Annotated in this window: 18 protein-coding genes, 1 pseudogene and 1 CRISPR repeat array; of the genes and pseudogenes, 9 read left to right on the top strand and 10 right to left on the bottom strand. The window is 69.8% G+C overall.

From position 1 onward, the window contains the following. Nucleotides 1-4: 4 nt before the first annotated feature. Nucleotides 5-385, bottom strand: coding sequence for a toxin Doc (locus tag ABZX75_RS26240; protein ID WP_355414632.1), 381 nt, complete (start codon nucleotides 383-385; stop codon nucleotides 5-7). Between the two features lie 3 nt (nucleotides 386-388). Further along, the gene (locus ABZX75_RS26235) at nucleotides 389-529 is read right to left on the bottom strand and encodes a hypothetical protein (protein WP_355414630.1); all 141 of its coding nucleotides are present in this window, start codon (nucleotides 527-529) and stop codon (nucleotides 389-391) included. Nucleotides 530-553: 24 nt separating this feature from the next. Next, a CRISPR array of direct repeats spans nucleotides 554-1,192; the repeat unit is 25 nt; unit sequence CCATCCCCGCGGGCGCGGGGTCGAC. A gap of 229 nt (nucleotides 1,193-1,421) precedes the next feature. Between ABZX75_RS26235 and ABZX75_RS26230 the strand changes: the two are divergent. The 4 genes and pseudogenes from ABZX75_RS26230 to ABZX75_RS26215 all read left to right on the top strand — a co-directional run. Continuing rightward, nucleotides 1,422-2,087, top strand: a pseudogene (locus ABZX75_RS26230) (type I-E CRISPR-associated protein Cse1/CasA); the annotation flags it as partial. Between the two features lie 115 nt (nucleotides 2,088-2,202). Then, entirely contained in the window at nucleotides 2,203-3,036 is an 834-nt protein-coding gene (locus ABZX75_RS26225) for a type I-E CRISPR-associated protein Cse1/CasA (RefSeq protein ID WP_355414739.1), read from the top strand. Beyond that, nucleotides 3,033-3,614, top strand: a complete 582-nt coding sequence (gene casB, locus ABZX75_RS26220) for a type I-E CRISPR-associated protein Cse2/CasB (protein ID WP_355414628.1) — start codon at nucleotides 3,033-3,035, stop codon at nucleotides 3,612-3,614. Before ABZX75_RS26225 ends, casB begins: the two co-directional genes overlap by 4 nt. Then, nucleotides 3,611-4,942, top strand: coding sequence for a type I-E CRISPR-associated protein Cas7/Cse4/CasC (locus ABZX75_RS26215; protein ID WP_355414626.1), 1,332 nt, complete (start codon nucleotides 3,611-3,613; stop codon nucleotides 4,940-4,942). The genes casB and ABZX75_RS26215 overlap by 4 nt, the downstream gene beginning before the upstream one ends. A 100-nt stretch (nucleotides 4,943-5,042) precedes the next feature. Here ABZX75_RS26215 and ABZX75_RS26210 read toward each other — a convergent pair whose 3' ends face one another. From ABZX75_RS26210 to ABZX75_RS26200, 3 genes are all read right to left on the bottom strand, one after another. After that, nucleotides 5,043-5,273, bottom strand: a complete 231-nt coding sequence (locus ABZX75_RS26210) for a hypothetical protein (RefSeq protein ID WP_355414624.1) — start codon at nucleotides 5,271-5,273, stop codon at nucleotides 5,043-5,045. A gap of 343 nt (nucleotides 5,274-5,616) precedes the next feature. Next, nucleotides 5,617-6,687: a hypothetical protein gene (locus ABZX75_RS26205; protein WP_355414622.1), complete on the bottom strand. Its 1,071-nt coding sequence runs from the start codon at nucleotides 6,685-6,687 to the stop codon at nucleotides 5,617-5,619. A 101-nt stretch (nucleotides 6,688-6,788) separates the two neighbouring features. After that, nucleotides 6,789-7,304, bottom strand: a complete 516-nt coding sequence (locus ABZX75_RS26200) for a hypothetical protein (RefSeq protein ID WP_355414620.1) — start codon at nucleotides 7,302-7,304, stop codon at nucleotides 6,789-6,791. 402 nt (nucleotides 7,305-7,706) lie between these two features. On the opposite strand from ABZX75_RS26200, the gene ABZX75_RS26195 reads away from it, so the two are divergent. Next, nucleotides 7,707-10,823 carry a tetratricopeptide repeat protein gene (locus ABZX75_RS26195; RefSeq protein WP_355414618.1) on the top strand — a complete coding sequence of 1,039 codons (3,117 nt, stop codon included), beginning with the start codon at nucleotides 7,707-7,709 and terminating at the stop codon, nucleotides 10,821-10,823. A gap of 187 nt (nucleotides 10,824-11,010) precedes the next feature. On the opposite strand, the gene ABZX75_RS26190 is transcribed toward ABZX75_RS26195, so the two are convergent. From ABZX75_RS26190 to glgX, 4 genes are all read right to left on the bottom strand, one after another. Continuing rightward, nucleotides 11,011-11,361, bottom strand: coding sequence for a DUF6233 domain-containing protein (locus tag ABZX75_RS26190; RefSeq protein WP_355414616.1), 351 nt, complete (start codon nucleotides 11,359-11,361; stop codon nucleotides 11,011-11,013). Between the two features lie 956 nt (nucleotides 11,362-12,317). Beyond that, nucleotides 12,318-13,586: a TerD family protein gene (locus ABZX75_RS26185; protein WP_355414614.1), complete on the bottom strand. Its 1,269-nt coding sequence runs from the start codon at nucleotides 13,584-13,586 to the stop codon at nucleotides 12,318-12,320. A gap of 262 nt (nucleotides 13,587-13,848) precedes the next feature. After that, the gene (locus tag ABZX75_RS26180; RefSeq protein WP_355414612.1) at nucleotides 13,849-14,619 is read right to left on the bottom strand and encodes a carbonic anhydrase; all 771 of its coding nucleotides are present in this window, start codon (nucleotides 14,617-14,619) and stop codon (nucleotides 13,849-13,851) included. A gap of 157 nt (nucleotides 14,620-14,776) precedes the next feature. Next, nucleotides 14,777-16,897 (bottom strand): glycogen debranching protein GlgX, encoded by a 2,121-nt coding sequence (glgX, locus tag ABZX75_RS26175; protein ID WP_355414610.1) that lies wholly within the window; start codon nucleotides 16,895-16,897, stop codon nucleotides 14,777-14,779. Between the two features lie 394 nt (nucleotides 16,898-17,291). Here glgX and ABZX75_RS26170 point away from each other — a divergent pair, with 394 nt between their 5' ends. Together ABZX75_RS26170 and ABZX75_RS26165 are read left to right on the top strand one after the other, a co-directional pair. Then, complete coding sequence (locus ABZX75_RS26170) at nucleotides 17,292-17,990, top strand: intradiol ring-cleavage dioxygenase (protein WP_355414608.1); 699 nt, start codon at nucleotides 17,292-17,294, stop codon at nucleotides 17,988-17,990. 300 nt (nucleotides 17,991-18,290) lie between these two features. Further along, nucleotides 18,291-18,731 (top strand): hypothetical protein, encoded by a 441-nt coding sequence (locus ABZX75_RS26165; protein WP_355414606.1) that lies wholly within the window; start codon nucleotides 18,291-18,293, stop codon nucleotides 18,729-18,731. A 398-nt stretch (nucleotides 18,732-19,129) separates the two neighbouring features. Here ABZX75_RS26165 and ABZX75_RS26160 read toward each other — a convergent pair whose 3' ends face one another. Next, on the bottom strand, nucleotides 19,130-20,212 hold the full coding sequence (locus ABZX75_RS26160) for a tryptophan 2,3-dioxygenase family protein (RefSeq protein WP_355414604.1): 1,083 nt from the start codon (nucleotides 20,210-20,212) through the stop codon (nucleotides 19,130-19,132). Between the two features lie 1,071 nt (nucleotides 20,213-21,283). On the opposite strand from ABZX75_RS26160, the gene ABZX75_RS26155 reads away from it, so the two are divergent. Continuing rightward, on the top strand, nucleotides 21,284-23,212 hold the full coding sequence (locus ABZX75_RS26155; protein ID WP_355414602.1) for a DUF6777 domain-containing protein: 1,929 nt from the start codon (nucleotides 21,284-21,286) through the stop codon (nucleotides 23,210-23,212). A 701-nt stretch (nucleotides 23,213-23,913) separates the two neighbouring features. Further along, a complete protein-coding gene (locus tag ABZX75_RS26150; protein WP_355414600.1) occupies nucleotides 23,914-24,540 on the top strand; it encodes a hypothetical protein in 627 nt (208 codons plus the stop codon). Nucleotides 24,541-24,631 lie beyond the last annotated feature (91 nt).

Raw genomic sequence — 24,631 nt, 5'->3', positions numbered from 1 at the left:
CCGGTCAGGCAGCCGGGCGCAGGGATCGGAGTCGGTCAGCGACGTCGTACACGGTCAGCCGCAGGGCGCGGATGTCGGTGATCAGGTCGCGCCACAGTTCGAAGGCGGCGTCGATGTCCTTGCCGAAAGCCTTGATGTAGGCGACGGCGACGCCGTAGCCGAAGTACTCGTTCCGGGCCGGCAGCGGGCGGGTGAGGACGATCTGTTCCAGCAGCGCCGCCGCCCGCCAGTACGCGTCCGGCTCGTCCGTCCCCCAGGACGGGGTGTTGACCCGGTGGCGGGCGACCGCGGCGACCAGACCCGAGTAGTCCAGGACCCCGAGGTCCTTGCCGAGGAGTTCCTCCTGGCGGTCCAGGAGCCAGCGGATGTCGATGTGCAGTTCCAAGGGTCAGGCCGCCCGGGATCCGCCGGACGCGGGCGGTGCGCCGAACTCCGCGTCGAACGCGGCCGCGATGCCCGGCTGACCGACCGCCTCACGGAACGCCGCGGTGGCCCGGCCCAGGGCGAGCTGGTTCGAATCCCGGCCCACTGGTTCGGGTGCGCCGGACCATCCCCGCGGGCGCGGGCGCGGGGTCGACGTCGGCGAGGAGCAGGAGGCGCTCCATAGCGGACGGACCCATCCCCGCGGGCGCGGGGTCGACGCGGTCACATCCAGCATGCTCATCGCGGGCATCGGACCATCCCCGCGGGCGCGCGGGGTCGACTGGTCGGCCTTGGCCGCCCGGCGCGCCTTCGCCGGACCATCCCCGCGGGCGCGGGGTCGACTAGCGCAGGCCGTCGATCTCCCCGTCGAGGTAGGGACCATCCCCGCGGGCGCGGGGTCGACACCTCCGTCGGCTGCGGGTACGTCGCCAGCACCGGACCATCCCCGCGGGCGCGGGGTCGACGCCATCTCGGCAGGCCTCTCCCTGCTCGTCACCGGACCATCCCCGCGGGCGCGGGGTCGACACGTTGCCCGGGAGCCAGCACTCCCCGCACCCCGGACCATCCCCGCGGGCACGGGGTCGACATGTCTTTGGTCTCATCAAGGATGCCGTCGATCGGACCATCCCCGCGGGCGGGGGGTCGACCCCGGACCGCGAACGCGGCGCAGCTCATAGCCGGGACCATCCCCGCGGGCGCGGGGTCGACGCGGTGCACGCCCGACGGTAGACCACTCACGGCGGACCCTCCCCTCAGGTGCGGTGTATACCGAAGCGGGGACTCCCAGGCAGTCCCCCTCGCAGAGGCGCAGTGCCCGCCTCCGGTATACGGCGGAGCAGGCTGGGAGGCCGGGAATGAGAGGGGCGTCAGCCTTCAACTGCGCTTACTCATAGCGGATTTAGAGATTTCCTGAATCTGTCGTTTCGGGTGCGTCTGCCTGCTAGCGTCCTGTCCCGTTCGAGCAGGAACTGTTACGAGCAACGGGGAAATGACAGAACGTGGCTGAATTACGCGCCTTGCGCGAAGGGGGCGTTCGCCCCCGATGGGATCCTCGGGAGTCTCCCTGCGTCCCGGTGCTGACCGTCGATGACCGGCTCGTCGATCTGAGTCTGGTGGAGCTGCTCCACGATGCCGATGTCCTGCGGTGTGTGGAAGGCGCCACGCCGGGTGAGAAGGTCGCGGTCATCGAGTTCCTACTGGCGATCTGCTACGCCTCCGGCACATATCCGGAGTCGGCTTCGCAGTGGCCCGCCTGGGTGGATCAGAAAGACGCCCTCCGGCCTGCTGCCCAGTGGCTCGCCCAGCGCCCCGAAGGTGAGATCTGGGACCTGTTCCATCCCGTGGAGCCTCTGGGACAGAACGCGCTGCTCGCTCCGTTTCTCGACGAGCACGGGGCCGGTCCGGCGCAGCTGGTGATCGAGCGGGTCGGCGACTACAACCAGTTCTTTGACCATCATCATCTGGAGCATGCCAGCCCGCTGCCGGTCGCCGAGGCTTTCCGGGCCATGCTCACCCAGCACGTGTACGGGCCGACCGGACGCGCCCGGATCTCCGGCAAGGCAACCCTCGGGGCCACCATCACCAATCTGGCCGCCACCCGCCTCGGTACCCGGATTCGGGTGATCGCGCTCGGGGACACTCTCGGCGAGACGCTGCGCCTCAACCTGGCTCCGGTTTCCGGGGCGCCCGGGGAGCTGAACCGTACCTGGACCGCAAGGCAAGGAGCGGCGGGGGTTCAAGGCCAAGCCGAGTGGCCGTCCGGTCACCGGTCCTGCCGACCTGCACAGCTATCTCGGTCGGTCGATTCTGCTGCGCCCGACCCCTGCAGGGGATCAGGTGGACCGGGTGCTGCTCGGAGCGGGCGAGCTACTCGTGCTGACGGACGAGCACCTGCAGGACGCCGTGTACGCCAAGAAGGCAGACGGTACCAGCAAGCCGTTGTGGGCCTCGGCGACCCGGGCGGTCTGGCGCCAGGCCCATGCTCTTTACGCAGCTGTGGCCGAGGCCCGCTCCGAGATCAGCAGGAACGACGGTGGCACCTTGTACCGGAGGCTGGCGCTCTTCCCGGCCGAGGACGTTGCTCCCGAGCCCGGCCAGCAGCCAGCGCGCCGCATCGAGCTGTGGACGGTCGGGCTTGTGGCGAAACAGGCCACCGCCATCACGTGGGTCGACGGCACTTCCCCGTTCGCCCCCGGCCTGGAGGCCAAGCTGTACCTCGCCTCCTACCGCGGTTCGGACATTGCCGAGTTCTTAGCCTCCGCCCTGTACAAGGCGGCGTACGCGGCGTGGAGCGTGACCTACCCGAACCCGAAGCCGAACGACAAGAACAGCCAGATCGCGCGCTTCGACGCCCGCGGTCAGCACTGGGCGGCGACGCGGGAGCCGTTCGATGTACTCATGGAGGAAACCACGCTGGGTGAGGACGTCCAAGCGTCCCTTCTCGAGTACGCGGCCACGGTGGCGAGCGCCGCCCGAAAGTTCCTTGCCGAGTGCCTCGATCCGCTGCCCAGGACTGCGCAGGGAGCGAAGGCGCGGGCTGCCGCCCTGAGGCGGTTCGACGACGAGCTGGCCCTGCCGAGCGCGCCCGCCGAGCTACGAGGGGAGACCGCATGACCATCAGGACCGGCGCAGGCCCCGGTACCAGTGAAAGCAGTGTCGCGCTCACGGCCTGGCTGGCCAGTCTCGTCCACAACCACGACTACGCGAGTCTCGCCGAGCTCCGGCGTCCCCGCGTCCAGCGGGGACCTCACTATCGGGCCCTGTGGTTCAGTCCGACCGAAGCCCAGCACGAGGTCTACGGTCAGGTCGCATTCCTGTTCGCGGTGTACCACCAGGGCCGGCCGAAGACCGCCTTCGGCTACGGCAGCCTCGGCGAAGCCGCACGCCGTATCGGTAGCCAGGTCGGGCGGGGGCCTGATGACCCGGGCGCCGCCCGTCTCGTCGACCGCATCGTGTCGAGCCGCCGCATCCCCTGGCGCCATCTTCAGCACGCGGTCGCGCGCCTGCGGGCCTGTGAACAGCAGCCGCCGTCCTGGGCGCAACTGGTCGACGACCTGAACCGATGGCACGACCGCAAAGCCCGCGTTCCGTACACGTGGGGTGTGGACTTCCACATCCCTGCGGCCCGGGCTGCCGCCCGTTCCACCACCCTTACTGCCGCCTCTTCCCTCCAGAAGGACTCCACCACGTGACCAGCAACTCCACCTCTACCGGCAGCCAGTTCCTCTCCCTGCACCTTTTGGAGACCCTGGTGGCCGTGCTGCCGGTCCGTGACGAGAACGGGGCGCCCAAGTCGATTGTCTACGGGGGCGCAGAACGCCACATGATCACGAGTCAGGCGCGGCGGCGGGCGGAGCGGGTCCACGCCCGGAACCGGGCCAACGCGGGCATCGGCGCTCTGGCCGGCCGCAGCACCGGTCTCCGGACCCGCGAGTGGGCGCTGATCACCGCACGCGCACTCGCCTCGGAACACGGCTGGGACATGGACGAGGCCGTACGCACCGCACGCGCGGTCATCGAGGCCACCGGCCTGAAGTTCGGGGACCCCGCGAAGAAGACCGTCGCGAACCTGACCCGTGTGCTGCTGTTCGCCCCCGCCGACGCAGGCACACGCATCGCGCGCCACATCGACGGGCATGCGGAGACGGTCCGGTCTTGGACCCAGGAGTACCTGGCGGCGCAAGCTGCAGCGGCCGCGGTCAAGGGGAAGAAGGGTGCCCGCAAGAGCGCCGGGCAGGAAGAGCAACCCGCGGACGAGGTTGGCGAGGCCACGACGGCCAATGCCAAGCTGCCCCCGGTGCCGGCCGAGACCCGAGCGGCGGTTCTCACCGCGCTCGCCCCGCGGGACGCCATCGACATCGCCCTGTACGGGCGCTTCCTTGCCGAGATCGCGGACTCCCCGAACGTCGACGGAGCGGTCCAGAGCAGCCACGCGTTCACCGTCCACGAAGCGGAACAGGTGGACGACTTCTACGCTGCGGCCGACGACGCAAAGCTCGACCGCAAGAAGAACGCGCTGGATTTCCTCGACGCGGCCGACGACGCGGGCGCAGGCATGACCGGCTACCAGTCCCTGATCACCGGCACGTTCTACCGGCACGCCGTCCTCGACCGCGTGAAGCTGCGCAGGAACCTCCAGGCCGCCGGGATGACCGAACAAGAGGCCGAGGAGACGTCCGTCGCGGCCGAGGCGGAATTCGTCACCGCCTTCGTCGAACACCCTGGCCACAGGGACAAGGGCTCAGCAGGGCATAGGGGAACTCGCGGGATGTCGCACAGAAGCGCCGCAGGCGGACGCTCATGTCGCGAAGGGCCGCTTGGACCTACACGGATCGGATGCCGTCGGCGCAGTCGAGGAAGTCACCCTATTTGTCCAGAGCCGCCGTCCACGTTGCCTAGGCGGAGGCGGCCAGTGGGTGATCAGGACGACCGTGCGGCCCGCGCTCAGCACCCGGATGCCGGGTCTGGAGCAGGAGCCCTGCAGGGCCGGCGGGCCGCAGCAGGCAATCTGGAAACCTGATGGTTCCATGTTCAGGCGGCTGATGGAATGGCCCGTGCTCCCGCGCGGGTGGACGGAAGTCACTGGCCTTACCTGGTGTTTGGGGGAGCAGTCCCCAAGGCTATTCCTCGTCCCCGTCCTCGTCCTCGGGTTCGGATTCCCTTACGAACCAGAGGTCGAGGGTGTACTGCTCAGCCGTGAAGCACTGTTTCCACGCTGCTCCGATCTGTTCCGCGCCCCATTGCTCATCGACAGCGCGCTGGAGGCACATGTCGTAGTAGGCGGCCGTGGCATCTCGTCCGCTCCATGCCGCGTGCCCGTCGTAGACGCCGGGCCGGGGCAGGTCCATCATGCCCGCCGGCCCGAAGGTAAGCTGGTTGACGACGAGTTGGCCCGTCTCTGATTCCAGGGAGACAGGGACCGTGCCCTCAGCGTCTTCCGGGGGCTTCTGGGGGGTGTCCCAGACCCTGATGGTGACCTGTACTTCGATGTCGGGTTGAAGGCTGTGCAGATAGAGGTGATAGCCGCTTCTGCAACGCCTCGTCGTCGCCGAGGTAGGCGTCAGAGTCGCAGACCTCCACGATCCTGCGGTCCGGTCGGGCGGTGGTGCTGTACTCGGTGATGAGAGACTGGGGACTCCGTCACTGCTCAGGGAGTGATCTTCACGTAGAACGCGTCTCCGTCGAGAATGCGGTTCAGGGTGAACATTTCGTTGAGCTTTCGGCCGCCTGTCTCATTGCCGGTTCCGTCGATGAGCCTGGCCAGAACCTGTTTCCCGGGGCGGCAGCGCCTTCTTTGGTGGAAGCGAAGGGGTACTCGTCGCACTGGAGCCTCGTCCCCTTGTAATCACCCCACACATCGTTGCACGTCGCGATGGCCTTCTCCCGATTCTTCTCCTGCTTGTCCTTGTCGATGAGGCGGTGGAGGGGCTCGGTGGCTCCCGGCACGGCCTTGCCGGCCCAGGAAGGGAAGGTGCGCTCGGGAAGCTGCTGGGCGTCGAGTATGTGCCGGGCGCTCTGGTCGACGGCAGGGTCTTTCAGACTCATCACGAGTTCGACGCGGGCTTCGGCGAAGACGGTGCCCTTGTGCTTGCCGGCAGTCGGTCCGGCGTAGTCGAAGCGGACGCTGGAGTACGCCATGACGGGATCCGTCCAGGGCACTGCGGTGGGTGAGGACACCCGCATGCCCAGGGTGATCATCCCGAAGACGACCTGAGTGTTAACGGGATCGAGTTTCCCGGTGTCGGGCGAGGTGTAGTTGAGCTGCCAGAAAGGTTTGGCGGTCCACTGCGCGATGTTCTCACTGCGGGTGGTGACGGCCGGTTTGGTCATCTGGGGGTTGGGGCCGCTGGCCGAGGCGTTGATCGTGTGGCTGAAGTTCTGCTCGATCTTCCACGTCGCGGGATTCTCACCGGCAACCGCCTTGGTGCGGATGTTCTCGATACTGCTGGTGTAGTCGACACGGCGGGATCCGTCGTAGGAGAAACCGAGGATCCACAGGTCGAACCAGAGTTCGCCCCTCAGGCGGCGCTTGTCGTCCACGAGCTTGAGGGTCACGGGCTGGTGCACGCACGTCTCGAAGCGGCTCTTGACCCAGCCTTTGCGGGTCTTGGCCTCCGGATGGGCGGCGCACTCGGTGCGCAGGTCCTTCTCCTCCTGACCGACTGCGGCCGTCGCATTCGGACCGGTCTGCGAAATCGTTTCTGCATTGGCTGGACCAGCTGTTCCGAGGCCGGCTGCGAGCATGAGCACGGTGGACAGGACCATCGTCACGGTTCGGCGCCGACGGGGTCAGCCGGGCAGGGACGGGCGGCCGTCAGGCACGGAAGGCTCCTCGGCTATGGACGGGGCGGTCACGGCGGTGGTGGTCAGGAGCGGCACAGCTGCCCCCAGCAGGCATCCAGGAGCTGGCCGGTGCTGGCCGAGTAGGTAGCGCGGAAGCCCTGGAAGGTCAGACCACGCTGCTCCAGTCCGTGGTTCGGCGCCGAGGACTCCACGGTCACCACGGCGGTGTTACTGGCGGCAGGCGACTGCGAGCTGAGGCCGAACGTGGCTGTGGCGCCGGGGGCTCGGGTTTCCGTGGTCACGCGCAGGGTGTTCTGGGCAACCCCGAAGGACTCGGCGGCGAGGGCGCCGATGTCAGCAACTTCCCCTGGGGCGCTGTCCGCGCGCGCGGAGGAGCGGGGGGCGCTCTGGAGCGCGGCGGCGTTGCAGACCTTGGCGGTCTGCACGCATGCGGACAGGCCGGGTACTGAGGTCAGGCAGGTGGCCGGGTCGCTGGCCAGGCACCGCGACAGCGCCTTCTGGTCGACGCCGTTGAGCGTTCCTGTCGACCGGGGAGGCAGTGGGCTCGCCTGCGCTCGGGTGGGGCCGGGTTTGCTCACGGTCCACTGGGTGAACTTCGTGGCGTCCGTCAGCTAGGTCGGCGGCTGCACCCTGCGGCAGGCCTACTACCGGCTCGTCTTCGAAGCGCTGATCCCGCACACCGCGCCGACGTACCGGTGCCTGTCCGCCCGCCTCGCCCAGGCACGCCGTGAGGAGCGGTTCCCCGACCTCATCGACCCTCTGCGCGCCGTCCACGTACCGCTAGCCTGGCCGGATTGACACCTTCCTCCGCCCCCCGACTGGTTCGCCCTGGACCGGACTGCCGGACAGGCGACCGCCCTGTACGTGGCCTGCGAGAAGGACATTCGTTCTTCGGCGGGATTCCTATGCTCGCCGGACGGTATCCGCCTCCATGCGACAACATGTCCCTACAGCCGGTGGCGTACCGAAGGGTCTGACAGATGGCGGGGCGGGGGCCTTCGAGGCAGGAACTGATTCGGCGACGGCGTTCCGTCGGCTTCATCGGGCGGCAGGGCGAGGTCGGCGCGTTCCGCGACGCCCTCAGACAGTCCCCGGAGGAGGCGGCTCAGTTTCTCTTCCACGTGCGGGGCCCGGCCGGGGTCGGCAAATCGACCCTGGTGCGGCAGCTGGAGACCATCGCCCGCGAGGCCGGGGCCGTCACCGCGTACGTGGACGAGTCTGTCGCGGACGTGGTCGAAACGATGGAGGTCATCAGCGCGCAGTTCGCCCAGCAGAGCTTGGCGCTGAAAGGCTTCGACAGACTGCTGGCCACCTATCGTCAGCGCCGGCACGAGGCCGACGCGGGATTGGCCGCAGCCGCGGCAGCCTCGGACCCGGCGGTGGGCGCCGCCCCGTCCGCGTCCCCCTCCCCGTCCAGCGTGATCGCCTCGCAGCTGGGTCTGGTCGGACTCGGCATGATCCCCGGAGTCGGCGCCTTCACCGGAGCCGTGAACCCGAACCAGGTCGCCGCCGGCGCGGACCGCGTCAAGGCCCTTCTCAGCACCCGGCTACGCAGCCACGGCGACGTGGAGCTGGTCCTGTCCCCACTTGACGCGCTGACCCCGGTATTCCTCGAGGAACTCACCGAGGTGGCACGCCGGCACCCTTGGATCGTGCTGTTCTTCGACACCTACGAGCGCACCGGCCCGATGCTCGACGCGTGGCTGCCCGATGTTCTGGGCACCGAACGGTACGGGGAACTCCCCGCGAACGTACTGGTCACCCTCGCCGGTCAGTCCCGGCTGGCCGCCCGTACCTGGGAGGACTGGCACGACCTGGTCACCGACTGGCCGCTGGATGTCTTCACGGAGACCGAGGCGCGCCGGCTCCTCACCGGCAAGGGGGTCACCGACGAGCGGGTGGTGGAGGTGATCCTGCGCCTCTCGGGCCGACTACCGGTTCTGGTCTCCACCCTGGCCGAGACGCAGCCGGGAACGGTGGAAGAGATCGGGGACCCCAGCGGCACCGCCGTCGAGCGGTTCCTGAAGTGGGAGCCCGACCTCGCCCGTCGGGCCGCCGCCCTGGCCTGCGCGTTCCCGCGGGAGCTGGATGAGGACGTATACCGGGCGGCCGTCGAGGAGGAAGCCTCCGAACTGTTCGGCTGGCTGCGGTCGATGCCCTTCGTTACCGATCGCTCGGGCCACTGCCGCTATCACGAAGTGGTGCGCGGAGCGATGCTGCGCCTGCAGCGCAGGCAGTCGCCGGTCCGCTGGGAGCAGCTCCACACACGGCTGGCTGATACCTTCCGCCACCGCCGCGAGCACCTTGAGGAGGCAACAGCCCCCACCGCGGGGTGGTGGTCGGATGAGACCTGGCGCGGTCTCCGTCTGGAGGAGACCTACCACCGGCTCTGCGCCGATCCCCGCGCCGCCCTCCCGGCCGCGCTGCGCGAACTCATCGATGCCTACGACCACGGAATCACCACCCTGCGCCGCTGGGCCGTAGCACTGGCCGGGGCGGGCTTCGACACGGACTCGCCGGAGCTGACCGGGTGGGCTGAGGAACTACGCGCGGCCCTGGATGAGGCTGCCCCAGGCATCGCCGCCCTGACCCTGCTCCTGGCCCGCCCCGGCCTGGACCCCGTAGGCCGAGCATCGGCTCTGACCCTCCGGGGCCGTGACCATCGCGTCGCCGGGGACTACGACCGGGCCCTGGCCGACTACACCCAAGCCATCACCCTGAGCCCGCTGGCCGAGCGCGCGTGGTACGGCCGGGCCCTGACTCAACAACTCACCAGGAAAGACGACGCGGCGATCGCCGACTACACCCGGGCCATAGAACTCGATCCAAGCGACGCTATGAGCCTGGTCAGCAGGGGGACTCTGTACCGTGTGGCCGGAAGGTACGAGGAGGCCCTGGCAGACGTCGATCGTGCGTTGGAAACTGCTCCGGACCATCAAGGGGCAACCTCTGCACGGGCCGGCATCTACCATGCGCTCGCCCGGTACGAGGAAGCCCTGGACGACTTCACGCGCCTCCTCACGACCGCACCCGAAGACGAGGCCCAGACGTTGGCGATTCGGGGTGGCACCTATGCGGCGATGGAGCGTTACGAGGAGGCCTTCGAGGATTTCGGGCGGGCCATCGAGCTTGACCCGGGGCTTGCCTGGGCCTTCACAAGCCGTGGTCTCGCCTATCGCAAGCTGGAACGGCACGAGGAAGCCTTGGCCGACTTCACGCGGGCAGCTGAGCTGAGTCCTGACGGTGCCTGGCCCGTCACGCACAGAGCCGAGACCTACCGAGCGGCCGGACGGTACGAGGATGCCCTGGCTGACTACACCCGCGCCATCGAGCTCGACCCGGGGTCTGCCTGGGCCCTCACCGGCCGTGGCAGCGCCCTCCAGGCGATGGGGCGGCACGACGATGCGCTGGCGGACTTCGATCACGCCGTCGCATACGAGCCGAACTTCCCATGGGTCTTCCACCTGCGAGGGACGGCATGGGCCAATGCAGGCCGGTTCGAGGAGGCTCTTGCCGACTTCGACCGACTCCACGAGATCAGTCCGGACAACAGCTGGGCCGTCAGGAGGAGGGGCGATTGCCATCGCATGCTGGGCGCGTACGAGGAGGCCTTGACCGACTACGGTCTCGCAGTCGAACTCCGTCCCGCTGATGCCTCCACGCTCACCGCCCGCGGTGTAGCGCACCGCCTGCTCGGCCACTACGCCGAAGCGCTCGCCGACCTCACCCGGTCCATCGAGCTCGATGCCGATGACGCATGGACTCACTACGAGACGGCCGTCGCCATGTGCGCGCTCGGTCACCCGGGCGGCGACCACCACCTCACGCGTGCAGTGGAACTTCTGGGTTCTCCCGCCGCCGAGAAGCGCGGTGCTTTCGAAGCGGACAACCTCGTCCTGGCCTACTGCCTTTGGGGGCGCTGGGAACAGGCCGAGCAGTGTCTCGCGGAGTTTCTGGACGCCGCTGACCCTCCTGGGCAGGTGCGCTTGCTGATCATTGGCCTCCGCAGCCTCGTACCCGTGATCCCGTCGACCGAGCCTCGCATCGCGGTGTTCTGCCAGATGCTTGAGGAGAGGTTCACCGTGCTTGCCCAGTAGCGCCCTCGTACCCCACGGTGCGCGTGGCGTGCCGAGGTGCGGATCGGCCTCGTGCAGCGGGTCGAAGCCCTACGCAATGAGTAGCGGCGGCGCCAACAACAACTTGATCAACCAGCTGATCAAGCCGACAGGCCCGCCTCCCTGACGCCGACAGCGCTCATCAAATCCTGCAACCGTCCCGCCTCGATCAGCTATCGAGCAGGCCCAGCTCACTGTCGGGGCGGCAGAGCGGGCACGCAATCACCGAAGGCACGGTCCGCAGGACCTCCAGGACCGACTCCCGGGTGGCGGCCCGGCCGCGGCTAGTGACCCGGCAGGCGCCTGTGTGGACGCGATCCGGCTTCCGGACGGCGCCGATGCCGTACTCGATCCACCAGCTGGGCAGCTGGGGCAACGGTCGGCGGCGGGCCTGCTCTTCTTCGGCGGCCCGGACTGCGGTGATCCTTTCATCGACGCGGGCGAGGGTCAGCTCCAGCCAGCGGCGTATCACCAGGAGCTGGTCCCAGGCTGGCGGCAGGGGCAGCAGTGGTTCCGGCATGACGGCTACGCCGCCTCGGACACTTCCGCAGGCCGTGCCTGCCGCTTCAGTTGCATGCGGCTCGCGGTTGCGCCTAGACGTGGAGCTGGAGGACGTCCCGGCATTCGGTCAGGTGGTTTTACCGCCGGGAGCCAGCAACGTTTGTCGGTCACCGCTGGAACGCTCCGTGAGCGACAAGAAACATGTTGCTGAGTTCTGGGAGCGCGCTGGTACTTGCTTCCGGCCGTCTCGTGTGCTGGTCGGCTCGGAGCAAGTGATCATGGCCCCGGACTCCTAATCTCTGACCCCAGCCGCAAACTGACCGCTCCGGAGCGCCGCAGGCGTAACCCGGCCACCGAAGGCGCCGCCGCGTACCTCGCTGTCCGCCGACCTCACCACCGAAACCGACTACTCGAGAGGACCCGCACCTGATGTCCATATGGCCTTCGATCGTTGCCGTACTCGGTACCCTCGCCGGCGCCCTGACCGCCGGACTCCTCCAGCACCGCTCGGCACGCACCGCACGCGCCGAGCAGCGCGCCGACAGCCACCGCCAGGACCAGCTCAGCGCCGTCACCGACTTCGCGGCCGCCCTGGACGCGCACCGCTCGGCGATGTTCCATCGGGAGCATCTGGCCCTGACCGAGGAACACAACCAGCCGGGGCAGACCGCGTCGACGGTGGTACCGGTCGGGGCGAGGGGCCGAGGGCCTGCGCCGAGTCGGAACGTCCCAGCCTGGGACAACGAGGTGCGCCGACCCCGTGCGGCTGATGGAGCTCGTCAGAGCCTGCTGACCAGCGACAACCCACGCCGCCCCTTGCCAACAAGCCTGCTTCGTCACAGGCGGCCCGTGTGCGAGCGTCAGAGCGCCCCCGACCGGCCGGAACCGGGCGAGGCGCTCAGCAGCAGGTCGGGGCCCGTCCGTACCGGGTCGGCCGTGCGGGACCCGTACGCGCGCGGCGACGGGCGAAGTCGGTCAGTCCTTACCGGCCGGGTGCCAGGTCATCCCCCAGCCGTACTCGATATCTGCGGCCTGCTGTTTGAGGATGCCGGGCGGCAGCAAGAGGTACTTCGCCTCTCGCCGGACGATCAGTTCCCCGTCCACGTTCTCGATCAGTGCGATCGCAGCGACCGGCGAAGGAACGGTGCATTCGTCCAGGCGCATCTCGATCGGCGGACCGGTGGGCGGATACAGCGTGGCGACCCCGTGCAGACCCGCGAAGCTGGACGCCCCGGCGTAGATGACCACGAACACCAGGATGCGCTTGATCTCGGCCGCGTGATCAAGATTGATCATGAGGTTCTCACCGGCCTCACTGCCGCCGGTCCGGTCGTCCTGGTCCAGCCGGATGTACGGCGGCTGGTCGAACGAGCCGAACTGGTTGTTGATGGGGTGGACGATCCCCATCGCTCCGTTCTGCAGCTCCCACAGACAGGAGAGGTCCAGGTCGACGTCCTCCAGCCGGACGGCGTCCTTTCCCTTCTTCATCCAGCTACGCGGCGGCTTGGGGGCGCTCCAGGAGAGATTGACCCGCATGCCTCCCGAGGTGGCCCCCTGCTTGGTCAGCGACACCGTGGGCGCTGCCTTCGTCAACGTGATCTTCGACAGCCGTACGGGCTGGGCACGCGCGGGCGGCGGAACCTGCGGCGTGGTGGGACGTGGCGCGGGCGCAGGGGGCTGCGGCGCGGGCGCTGCCTGCTGCGCCGGCGGAGGTGAGGCGGGCTCGTCGACGGTGATACCGAAATCGGTGGCGAGCCCTGCCAGGCCGGAGGCGTATCCCTGGCCCACCGCCCGGAACTTCCATGCGCCGTTGCGCCGATACAGCTCCCCGAGCACGAACGCCGTCTCCGATGTGGCACCGGTGGCGTCGAACCGCGCCGTCTCGGCGCCGCTCTCCGCGTCCAGCACGCGCACGAACAGGCCGGACACCTGACCGAACGTGCCGTCGGTGGAAGCCGCGACCACCACGGTCCCGATCTCCTGCTCCACCGCGGACAGCGCCACCCCGATCGTCTCGAGCGCGCCCGTGCCGTCCTGGCGCCTGCCCTCGTGACGCACAGCACCACTGCGATGCACAGGCTGGTTGTAGAACACGAAGTCCTCGTCCGACCGCACCTTGCCGGCCGCCGTCAGCAACAGAGCCGACGCGTCCACATCAGGGGCTCCGGGACCTGCTTGCCAACCCAGCTCCACCCGGACCCCGTTACTCGCCACCGGTACGTTGGCACCCTTTTGCAAGGACATGTGGATCCCCCTCCCGCGACCTTCCCCGCTCCCGCAGCCTACGAGGTTTTGGCATGCTCCCGTCCCCGAAGGCAGGGATTGCTTCTTCTCCAGGGGAAGTTGGGGGAACTCGGCCGTCCGCTGCCCCGGCGTTCTGGCGGCCGGGGCGCAGGCGCTCCGGCCGCAGGCGGCGCCGGCCCCTCGCTGTCCCACGCGACGAGCTCGCCCCGTCGAGGACCAGGCCGTCGGACGTCTGCTGCCCGGCCCGGCCGGGTGGGGCCGGTCAGTCGATGCGGTTCACGCGCTGGGTGGAGAGCTCGTAGCGGGCTCCGACCACCGCCAGCCTCCCTGCGACGATCCGGGGCGCCAGGTCGGGCTCGGCCGCCAACCGTGCGCGTACCCGGCGGACGTTCGCGGTGACGGCCGCGTCCAGCCGGGCGCCGCCGGGCAGCGTGCGGTCGATCGCCGGGCGGATCTGGTCCGCCAGGTAGCGGACGTGGGCCGGCAGGGCGTCGCCGCCTTCGTCGGCGAGGACGGCCGCCGCGATGGCCCCGCAGCCCTGGTGGCCCAGCACCACGATCAGCGGCACGCTCAGCTCCAGGACGCCGTACGAGATGCTGCCCAGGATCGCCTCGTCCAGGACTTCCCCCGCCGACCGGACCGTCAGCAGGTCCCCCAGCCCTTGGTCGAAGACCAGTTCCGGGGGCACCCGGGAGTCGACGCAGCCCAGCACCACGGCGAAGGGGTGCTGCCCGCCCACCAGCGTCCGCCGCAGGGCTCGGCCCTCGTCCGGGTGCCGCTCGTGCAGGGTGCGCCAGCGGCGGTTGCCCGCCTCCAGCTCCCGCAGGGCCGTCTCCGGCGTGGCCGGCCGCGCCCGCCGTGCCACGGAGGCGGTGGACATCCCGGAATCGCCGGACACCAGCCCGGCTCCCACCGCCGTCGCCGCGGTCACCGCCCACACGAACCGGCGCCGACCCGGCACCAGTCCGGGGTACGGGTCCGGGTCCGGGTCCGGGTGCGGGCCCGGGCGATGTGGTGCCTCATCCTTCCTCATGCCGGTCCACGGTAGCCCCCGTACCGCCGCCGACCGGGCCGCCGAACGGCCGCGTCAGACAGTCGGTCCGCAGCCCATACCGGCTTCCCGTGGTGCCGGCGGGGGTGGTCGACCCAGCGGGCAGCGTACGCCGGTCCCGCGGCGTGAGGTCCGGCGCTCACGGCGTCTTCGCCGGGCGGCGCAGGACGCGCAGGCTGTGGGAAGGCAGGACCGTCGTCGCCGTCGCCTTGATCTCGGTTTCGTCCTGCACGTCGTCGCCACCGGTGGTGTCGAGAACCACGCTCCACGTCTCACCGTAGGCGGCGGGAGGAAGGCGGAAGGTGACGCCTTCATCGGCGGAATTGCACAGCAGCAGCAGCGAATCCGGCCGCCGGGAGGCGGCTGGCGTGCTGTTCGCCGGCAGGTGGTCCCCGCAGAGGTAGACGGCGATACTGCGGGCCTCGGGCCGGTCCCAGTCCTGCACCCCCATGCAGTCGCCGTCCGGTCGCAGCCACACGATGTCGGCCTCCGGTGCCGCCTCGTGCGACGGCGCTCCCTGGGGGAAGTGGCGCCTTCGCAGGACGGGCTGGTCGCGGCGCAGGGCGAGGGCGCGCCGGGCGAACGCGAGGAGCTCCCCGTTGGTGTCGTTGAGGTCCCAGTCGATCCAGGTCAGTTCGCTGTCCTGGCAGTAGGCGTTGTTGTTGCCCTGCTGCGTACGGCCGAGCTCGTCTCCGTGGGAGATCATCGGCACGCCCAGGGACAGGCAGAGGGTGGCCAGCAGGTTGCGCTGCTGGCGGGAACGGAGGGTGAGGATGCCGTGGTCGTCGGTGGGACCTTCAGCGCCGCAGTTCCAGGAGCGGTTGTCGGCCTCGCCGTCGCGGCCGTCCTCCCCGTTGGCCTCGTTGTGCCGGCTCTCGTACGAGACGAGGTCGCGGAGGGTGAAGCCGTCGTGCGCGGTGATGAAGTTGATGCCGGCGCGCGGGCGCCGGCGGTCTGGCTGATAGAGGTCGGCGGAGCCCGCGAAACGTGCCGCGAACTCGGGCAGGGAGCACTCGTCGCCCCGCCAGAAGGAGCGGACCGCGTCGCGGTAGCGTCCGTTCCATTCGCTCCACAGGGCGGGGAAGTTGCCGACTTGGTATCCGCCTTCGCCGATGTCCCAGGGTTCGGCGATGAGTTTGACGCGGCTGATGACCGGGTCCTGGTGGACGATGTCGAAGAAGGCTGAAAGCTTGTCCACCTCGTGGAACTGACGGGCGAGGGTGGCGGCGAGGTCGAACCGGAATCCGTCCACGTGCATCTCGGTGACCCAGTACCGCAGCGAGTCCATGATCAGCTGGAGAACGGCCGGGTGCCGCATCAGAAGGCTGTTGCCGGTGCCGGTGGTGTCGAAGTAGTGGGCCGGGCTGTCGTCGACCAGGCGGTAGTAGGAAGGGTTGTCGATGCCGCGGAAGGAGAGGGTGGGGCCGTTCTCGTTGCCCTCGGCGGTGTGGTTGTAGACGACGTCGAGGATGACCTCGATCCCGGCGCGGTGCAGGTCCCTGACCATGGCTTTGAACTCGGTGACCTGGCCGCCGCGGCTGCCGGTGGACGCGTAGGCGTTGTGGGGGGCGAAGTAGCCGATGGTGTTGTAGCCCCAGTAATTGGTCAACCCCTGGTCGGTGAGGAAGCCGTCCTGGGTGAACTGGTGCACCGGCATCAGTTCCAGAGCGGTGACGCCCAGTTCCTTGAGGTGCCCGATGACGGCAGGGTGCGCAACGCCGGCGTAGGTGCCGCGCAGGTTTTCGGGGACGTCGGGGTGGCGGCGGGTCAGCCCTTTGACATGCGCCTCGTAGATGACCGAGTCGTGGAAGGCGTGGCCGGGCGACGCGTCTGCCTCCCAGTCGAATCCTCCATCGGTGACGACGCCGAGCGGTACGTGACCGAGGCTGTCGCGGCCGTCCGGACGCGCCGGGTCCTCCGGGTCGTGCCCGGTCAAGGAAGCGTCCCCGTCGATCTGGCCGTCTACGGCCCTGGCGTAGGGGTCGAGAAGGAGCTTGGCCGGATTGCAGCGCAGCCCCTCCTGCGGGCGCCAGGGGCCGTGAACGCGGTAGCCGTAGCGCTGCCCGGGCCCCACCCCGGCGATCCAGCCGTGCCAGACCCCGCCGTCCACCTCCGGCAGGGGCACGCGCCGTTCGGCGCCGTCATCGCCGATCAGACACAGCTCCACCGTCTCGGCGCAGTCGGAGAAGAGGGCGAAGTTCGTCCCGGAGCCGTCATAGGTCGCGCCGAGCGGGTGAGGACGTCCAGCGGAGATATCCATTCAGCAAGAGAAGCACGCGGAGCGGGCGCTCGCCGGGCATCGACTCCTTCCTCCCGCGACGCCGGGCGGGTGTGGAAGCCGGGCTCCGCCGGCACGGCCGCCGGGTCGTGCAGGCCGAACTCCCCGGTCCGGCCGGGCCGCAGGGGCCTCGCCGCCGTGCTCGGCGGCGGTGCGGGCCCGTGCGCGCGGGCGGTGTGGGCCGTGCTCGGCGGCGGTGCGGGCCCGTGCGCGCGGGCGGACCTGCCTCGGCGGCGGCCTGGACCGTGCGCGCGGGCGGAACTCGGCCGGCCGACAGGGAGCCGTGTCGGTGATGGCCGCAGCCCGCGCATTCGGGCAGGTTGGTGCCGGCAGGCCGTCGGGGCGCGACGGCCCGATATCACCCCGAGGATTCCCCATGGCCGAGAACGACACCTCCCCCACCAGCCGTCGTACGGTTCTCCTGGCAGCAGGCTCGGCCGCGGCGGCCACACTGGCCGCCGCCTGCGCCGCGCCGGCCGCCGCCGTCAAGGAGCCGGAGCATGCCTCCCCCCGCAGGCCTCGGTCGGGCGCGACCACGCCGGCCTGTGTCCTGACCACCGAGTGGGGTGCCGGGCCCTACTACCTCGACCTCGACCGGGTCCGCTCGGACATCACCGAAGACCGGCAGGGCGTGCCCTTCCGGCTCGACCTGACCATCGTCCGGACCTCCCAGGGCTGCCGGCCGCTGGAGGGCGCCGCCGTCGACGTCTGGCAGGCCGACGCGGCGGGTGACTACTCCAGTGACGGCGCCACGTTCCTGCGCGGTACCCAGATCACCGACAGCGCCGGGCGGTGCACGTTCCGGACCATCGTGCCCGGCTGGTACGCGGAACTGGCTCCCCACATCCACTTCAAAGTACGGCCCGACAACCGCACCGAAACCTCCTCGCAGCTCTTCTTCCCCGAAGACCTGCTGAAGAAGGTGTACACGCGCCAGCCCTACGCACAGCGCCGGGTCCCCGAGCACCCCAACACCCGCGACGACCGCTACCAGGACTCGGGGGCCGCCCTCACACTCGCCCCCGCGCCCGAGGGCGCCGGATACCGTGCCGCGTACACGGTGGGAATCGCCTGAACCGGAAGCGTGCCGCCGTAGTGGCGCGCTGCGGAAGCTCGCTGGTTCGCTCGCCCTGACGGGCCGGGCCGGGCGGTGGCCGGGCGGTGGCCGTTTCGTGGGCCATGGGAGGCATTGCGTGTGGCCGTACGAGTGACAGTCGTCCGGCCGGGGAACGACGGACCGCTCGCGGCGGTGCAAGGTGGGCTGGCACTGGATCGGCCGAGCGCGATCTGGTTCCCCGTCCCCCGACTGTGCCCTGGAGGTCTGATGCTCCGTTCCCGTTCCGGCCGTGCTCTCGCAGCAGCCGCCGCTGTCTCCGTGGCTTTGGCCACGAGCGCGTTCACGTTCCTGTCCGACCCGCGGCCGGCCCAGCTGGACAGACAAGTGCTGCACTGGATCGGAGTGGAAGAGACCAGTACGCAGACGCCCACCGCGCGTATCGGTGACACATGGACCATCTACCGGAAGCTCTACCAGGCAAAAGACGGCAAGCCCGGTCGAAGGATCGGGGAGACCAGTTCCCAGTGCAGCGTCGTCCACGTCACCCGGGGCGGGCTCGTCTCCCACTGCCATGGCATCGCACAGACCAAAGACGGCAGCATCAACATGGGATCCATGCAGGACCGCTCGGGCCCCGGCCCGTACACCTGGACCGCCGCGGTGCTGGGAGGGACCGGTGCCTACCGAGGCGCCACAGGTGAAGCGAGACTCACCCGCCATGACAAGTACACGGTGTTCGAGATCAGCCTGGACGACTGAAGGCCGTGCGGTGACCGCGGGCTCATGACCGGTTGGTCAGGGCACGGGCTGGTTGATCTCAGCACCCACCCTCTTCCGCCGCCGGGGCCGTGCCCGCGCCGAAGCCGGGTACGTCCTCGGCGGTGACGCGGTCGCGGGAACCGGAGCGGATGCCTGTACATGCCGCACCCGAGTCGACGCACTCCGGGCCGGGGAACGCATGCCGGCCGGTACGAGAGTACGTTCGACCGTACGGGGTGCGGCCCAGGCCATCAGGGCCGCGACGGGGGCCGCACCCCGACATCGCGCCAGGGGCCCTTTTCCAAGGAGAGAGGGGACACGCGCGCGTAGGACGTCCCAGCATCGGGCGAGGAGTTCGCGGGCTCGGGTGCCGGGCCAGGGCGCGGACGGGGCACGGTTCAAAGGCTCGTGCCCAGCTGCCAGAACAGCCGGTTCCCCAGGCATTGCGTCAGGTACGGAACGCCATCGGTGTACCCCGAGCCGTGCGCATCGCCGAGCATGCGCACGGCAAGGCTGCGATGGGCTGACTTCCACCGCTGGTGTCTGCTTTCCAACCGGCTGAGCGCCGCGTCGAGGCGGTTCCACTCCGCCCGGCCGGAACCTCCCTCGCCGCGGAGGTCGAGATATGCCTGGGTAACGGTGTCATGGCCGGCGTGCTCCGCCTCGGCCTGTACGGCGGGCACACTCGTGAAGGCGACCGAGCGCAGGCGCGGGACGGGCGGAACACCGCACAGGCTCTCGAACCGTTTGTATTGTTCGGACTGAATAGCGCTGGCGCCTTGGGTGTACTGCCGGAAAGCGGAGAATTGCTCCGCCCGCATCGTGGCGACTATGCGGAACAGTGCAGCGGCGCGTTCGAACATCGCAACCGCATGGTCTATTCGCTCCACGCCTTCTTCCAGGTGCCCTGCGCGCAATGCCCCGATGGCTGCCTTCATGTCTGCCGATATCGCGGTGAAGAGCATTTCGTGGGTCTGGAGGACGCGGATGAAAAAGTACTCGTCATGCAGTACGTAGACGGGCTGGACGGTAACGTCGATCCACCGCCAGGCATCCGTCGCCGGTGGCGGGGGCAGGTGATCGACGAGATCTTCCAGGCGGGACTGGGGCATGTGCGCCGTCCGTGACGGCAAGTCGCCGGCCTCCGAGCGGCCGAGGCCCTCCGTCACGAACCGCAGGGCATGCCGCAGCCGCGGGCCCAGCGTCGCCGGATCCGGCCGGCCCCGGCCGGGCCCCTCGCGCGACCCGCCTGCCGCCTTGATCTCGAAACGAACGACGTCGGACATGAGCATGGTGGACATCCGGTCCGCGCTCAGCGCGGAATGCCGTTCTTCCATGAGAAGCTCCAGGACCGGCAGCGCGAGGTAGGTGCGATTCCAGAAACGCCCCTCGTGTTTGTCGAGCATGCAGTCGAGAAAAGCGTTGAGGAACGGGCGGCCTGTGGCGTGCCGATGCCGGATATCACTCAACTGGGCCAGCATTCGCTCCGGTAGGAAATGCTTTCCTGTCCGCCGCACGTGTTCCGTGACGGACCGGGCCAGGGAGATACCGTCGGATTCTGCCGGTACCTGATCTGCGGCCGCCCAGCGCCTGACTTCCTGAAGGGCCGACGTACGTGATCCACAGCTCTCGCGAAGCGCGCATACACAGCCCGTGGTCATTTTCCGCACGCATCGAACCGTGCTGCTCTCAGAAGTCATCGCCACTCGCCTCTCCCATGTCGGTGTGCGGCAGTTCGGCGCGAGAACGTTTCCGGCCGACGGTCGGCCTCACGCTGTCCGAGTGAGGTACTGGGTCCACTAGGCACGGCCGAAAGACCGCATGTCATGTCTCGGAAATTCGTGTCTTGACAGGAACGAGTGCGCTACCGCACGCACGGGCCGTCGGCCGGCCCTGGCTGTCCGACCCGGATCTTCGACGATCCCGATGAGCTCGACCGTGACGGGTACCGGACCCTTGACGCGGCCGGCCGGCCTGCTCAGCCGGCGGCGGCAGCCGTCCCCTCGCCACTCCCTGGCCTTGGCCTTGGCCGGGTCACATCTGCCCAGCGGGGCCACTGTCACCTGTCAAGCCCCGAGAAATCGCGACATGACGCGACCCGGGGCCAGGGGCTTACTCAAGACGTGGGCTCACGCACAGCGGCCGGCCCACCCGCGTCAACTCGTGAAGAGACGGGCCCGTCCGGCCGCCTCTTCACCTTTTTTCGCGGGAGCGGAATTTCCATGATTCACGCCTCCAGGCGTGGAGGCCATAATGGCGATAAGGAGCGAGCAGATGCGGATAGCCGTCGTTTTCCCGATGTCCTACGTCGGGGGGAGAGTGTCGTGAGTTCCCTACCTCCTTCGTCCGAGCGCCCGACCGGCCCCCCGTCCGGTCCGCTGTCCGCTCGGCCGACGAATCAGCAGCCTCCGCCGCCGGCGCCTCCGCCACGAGCGGGGCCACCGCCGCCACCAGGGCCTCCGCCCCCGCCGGGGCCGGCCGGCAGCGGCGAGCCCGGTGAGCCGGGCCGGCGCCACGGAGGGCCGGCTCACGGGTGGCGGTCGCGCAGAACCGTGCTGAGTGCCAGCACCGCGGTGGTGATGGCGACGGCGGTGGTCCTCGCCTTCACCGTCATGGGCGGGGAGAAGGCAGCCGGCGGAGAGGTCTTCCTCCAGGCCGCCTCGGCGGCCGGCCCCGATCCGTTCACCCCCTCGACGGCCACGGTGTCCAAGGACACCGAAGTCACGCCCGCAGCCCCCGGCAAGGCGAAGGGCGGCACGAGCGGCACGCGCACCCTCGAGGTCAACGGTGCGCACCCGGGGCTGTACGGGGGCACGCGGAACGTCGCGAGCTGCGACGTCGAGAAGCAGATCAAGTTCCTCACGCAGCACACGGACAAGGGGAAGGCCTTCGCCGTCCCCCTGGGCATCGAGCAGCCCGAGATCCCTTCCTATCTACGGTCGCTGACGCCCGTTCGGCTGAGCTGGGACACCCGGGTCACCAACCACGGGTACAAGGCCGAGGCGCCCACCAGCTATCAGGCCGTCCTGCAGGCCGGCACGTCCGTCCTGGTCGACGACCGCGCCGTACCTCGCGTCCGCTGTGCCTGCGGCAACCCTCTGACCCCGCCCGTCGCCGTCAAGGGCCAGCAGACGTACAACGGCAAGGAGTGGTCGTCGTTCCAGTCCTCCGACCTCGTTGCGGTCAAACCCGCCGAGAAGCCGGTGAAGACCGTCACGATGTTCGACCATGACCGCAAGGGATGGTACGAGCGCCCGAGCGGCGACGTGGAGGGCAAGCACGACCACGAGGTCCCTCCCCCGAAGGGCCAAACCCCCGACTCGCCGTACCCGGTCCTGCCCCCGCCCCATCCGGGATCAGTGGAGAAGCTCCCCGACAAGGACAAGGACAAGGACAAGGAGCACGAGGCCCCGGGCAAGGACCCCGGGAAGGACCCCGGCAACGAGCCGGGCAAGGACCCAGGTAAGGACCCGGGCAAGGACCCCGGGAAGGACCCGGGCAAGGACCCGGGCAAGGACCCAGGCAACGAGCCCGGGAAGGACCCAGGCCAGGACCCGGGCAAGGACCCCGGCAACGAGCCCGGCAAGGAGCCAGGCCAGAACCCCGGCCAGGACCCCGGCAAGGACCCGGGCAACGACCCCGGCAACGACCCCGGCCAGGACCCCGGCAAGGACCCCGGCAACGAGCCCGGCAACGAGCCCGGCAAGGAGCCAGGCCAGAACCCCGGCCAGGACCCCGGCAAGGAGCCAGGCCAGAACCCCGGCAAGGACCCCGGCCAGGACCCCGGCAAGGACCCCGGCAACGACCCCGGCAAGGAGCCAGGCCAGAACCCCGGCCAGGACCCCGGCAAGGACCCGGGCAACGACCCCGGCAAGGACCCCGGCAAGGAGCCAGGCCAGAACCCCGGCCAGGACCCCGGCAAGGACCCGGGCAACGACCCCGGCAAGGACCCCGGCAAGGACCCCGGCCAGGACCCCGGCAAGGACCCGGGCAACGAGCCGGGCAAGGACCCGGGCAACGAGCCCGGCAAGGACCCAGGCCAGAACCCCGGCAAGGACCCCGGCAAGGACCCGGGCAACGAGCCGGGCAAGGACCCGGGCAACGAGCCCGGCAAGGACCCAGGCCAGAACCCCGGCAAGGACCCCGGCAAGGACCCGGGCAACGAGCCGGGCAAGGACCCGGGCAACGAGCCCGGCAAGGACCCAGGCCAGAACCCCGGCAAGGACCCCGGCCAGAACCCCGGCCAGAACCCCGGCAAGGACCCCGGCAAGGACCCGGGCAACGAGCCCGGGAAGGACCCAGGGCAGAACCCCGGCCAGAACCCCGGTAAGGACCCCGGAAGCGAGCCCGGTAAGGACCCGGGCCAGAACCCCGGAAAGGACCCCGGGAACGAGCCCGGGAGGGACCCCGGCCAGAACCCCGGCAACGGCCCAGGCCAGAACCCCGGCAACGAGCCCGGCAACGAGGAGCAGTCCGGATGACCCTCGCCGGAGTGACTGAGGTGATTCCGAGGGTCGTCGCAGCACGTGATCACTGACGTGTGGTGGTCGGCAGTTTAGGCAGGCGCTCGGCTGGGTTTTCCCAGCCGAGCGTTTTCGTGGCCGCCTGCTGAGGGCCTGGGCGACCGTGTCCAGGTCCTCACGGCTGTGGCGGGACAGGTCGCACTCCCCACCGGTGCTGCCCGCATCGCGCAGGGCCGAAGAACCTCCACCGAATTGCGGACGGCCGCCTCGGTCTGTCGAGGGCGGTGATCGACAGCTCGCTCGTCAGGGTGCTCGGGGGCGGCCGGAACCAGGCGGAGCCCGGTCGACCTCGCGGGCCGGCGCCAAAGACCACCTGACCTGTGACACCACCGGCATCCCCTCACACCCACGCTCACCGGAGGCGCCCCTCCGGCGATGCCGGCTGCCATGCCGCCGATCCGTGGCAAACGCGGCCGCCGCGGGTTCTGGCTAGCCGCGGCCTTTTAGCTCCTGCTTTGGGGCGTGTCAAGTCCCGACTTTCCGGAACGTGACCGGGGTGTGCCGGTCGGGGCTTACTTGTGGTGCGGGCCTCACCGAAAAGGAAACGAGGCGACAAGGAGAGACGGAATACCTCGCAAGTAATTCCTCATCCCACCGACGTCACCGCATCCCGGGAATTCCGGGCAATCACATATCCCTTTGAATGGTAGGAGAAGGCCATGATCCGCAAGATTCACACCAACGATGTCGTTCGGCCCAAGCGTCGGAGCTTTCGCATTGCGACGCTGGTTGCTTCGGCTGCTGTGATTTCCGGAGGGGTCCTCCTCCCGGCCTCCGTCGCGACGGCGGCTCCGACGCCGACTTACGCGGCTGCCGCCCTCGCCTTCCCACAGGACGGCGGCAAGGGCGGGGCCGGAGGAAAGGGCGGCAGCGGCGAGGTCGGCGGCGGAGGCGGCGCCGGCGGCGCCGGTGGGGCCAGCGTCAAGGGCAAGGGCGGCGACGGCGGCGCGGGCGGCGACGGCGGCTTCGGCTGGCGGACCGGCGGCGGTGGCGGCGGCGGTGGCGGCGGTGGCGAAGGCAAGGTAGGCGGCAACGGCGGCAAGGGCGGCAACGGCGGCATCGGCGTCTTCGAACAGGGCGGCGGCGGCGGCCAGGGCGGCGGCGGCGGTGACGGCAAGGAGCGCGGCGGCAACGGCGGCGACGGCGGCCGTGGCGGCGACAGCCTCAAGGACGGCGGCGCCGGTGGCGCGGCCGGAGACGGCGGCAACGGCCGGATCGGCGGCAGCGGCGGGAACGGCGGCGCCGGAGGCCTCGGCCTCGGCTTCAACTTCCTCAAGTTCCGCTGATCGCAGGGCTCGGCCCGACGGGGTGGAGGCCTTCGGGCCGGCGCGGGGGGGGGGGGGGCCGGGGCGGGGGGGGGGGCGGGGTGTGGGGGGC

It is taken from the genome of Streptomyces sp. NPDC003038, from assembly GCF_040611115.1.
In the GTDB taxonomy this organism is placed as follows: domain Bacteria; phylum Actinomycetota; class Actinomycetes; order Streptomycetales; family Streptomycetaceae; genus Streptomyces.
This window is presented reverse-complemented; position numbering and strand designations above follow the sequence as displayed.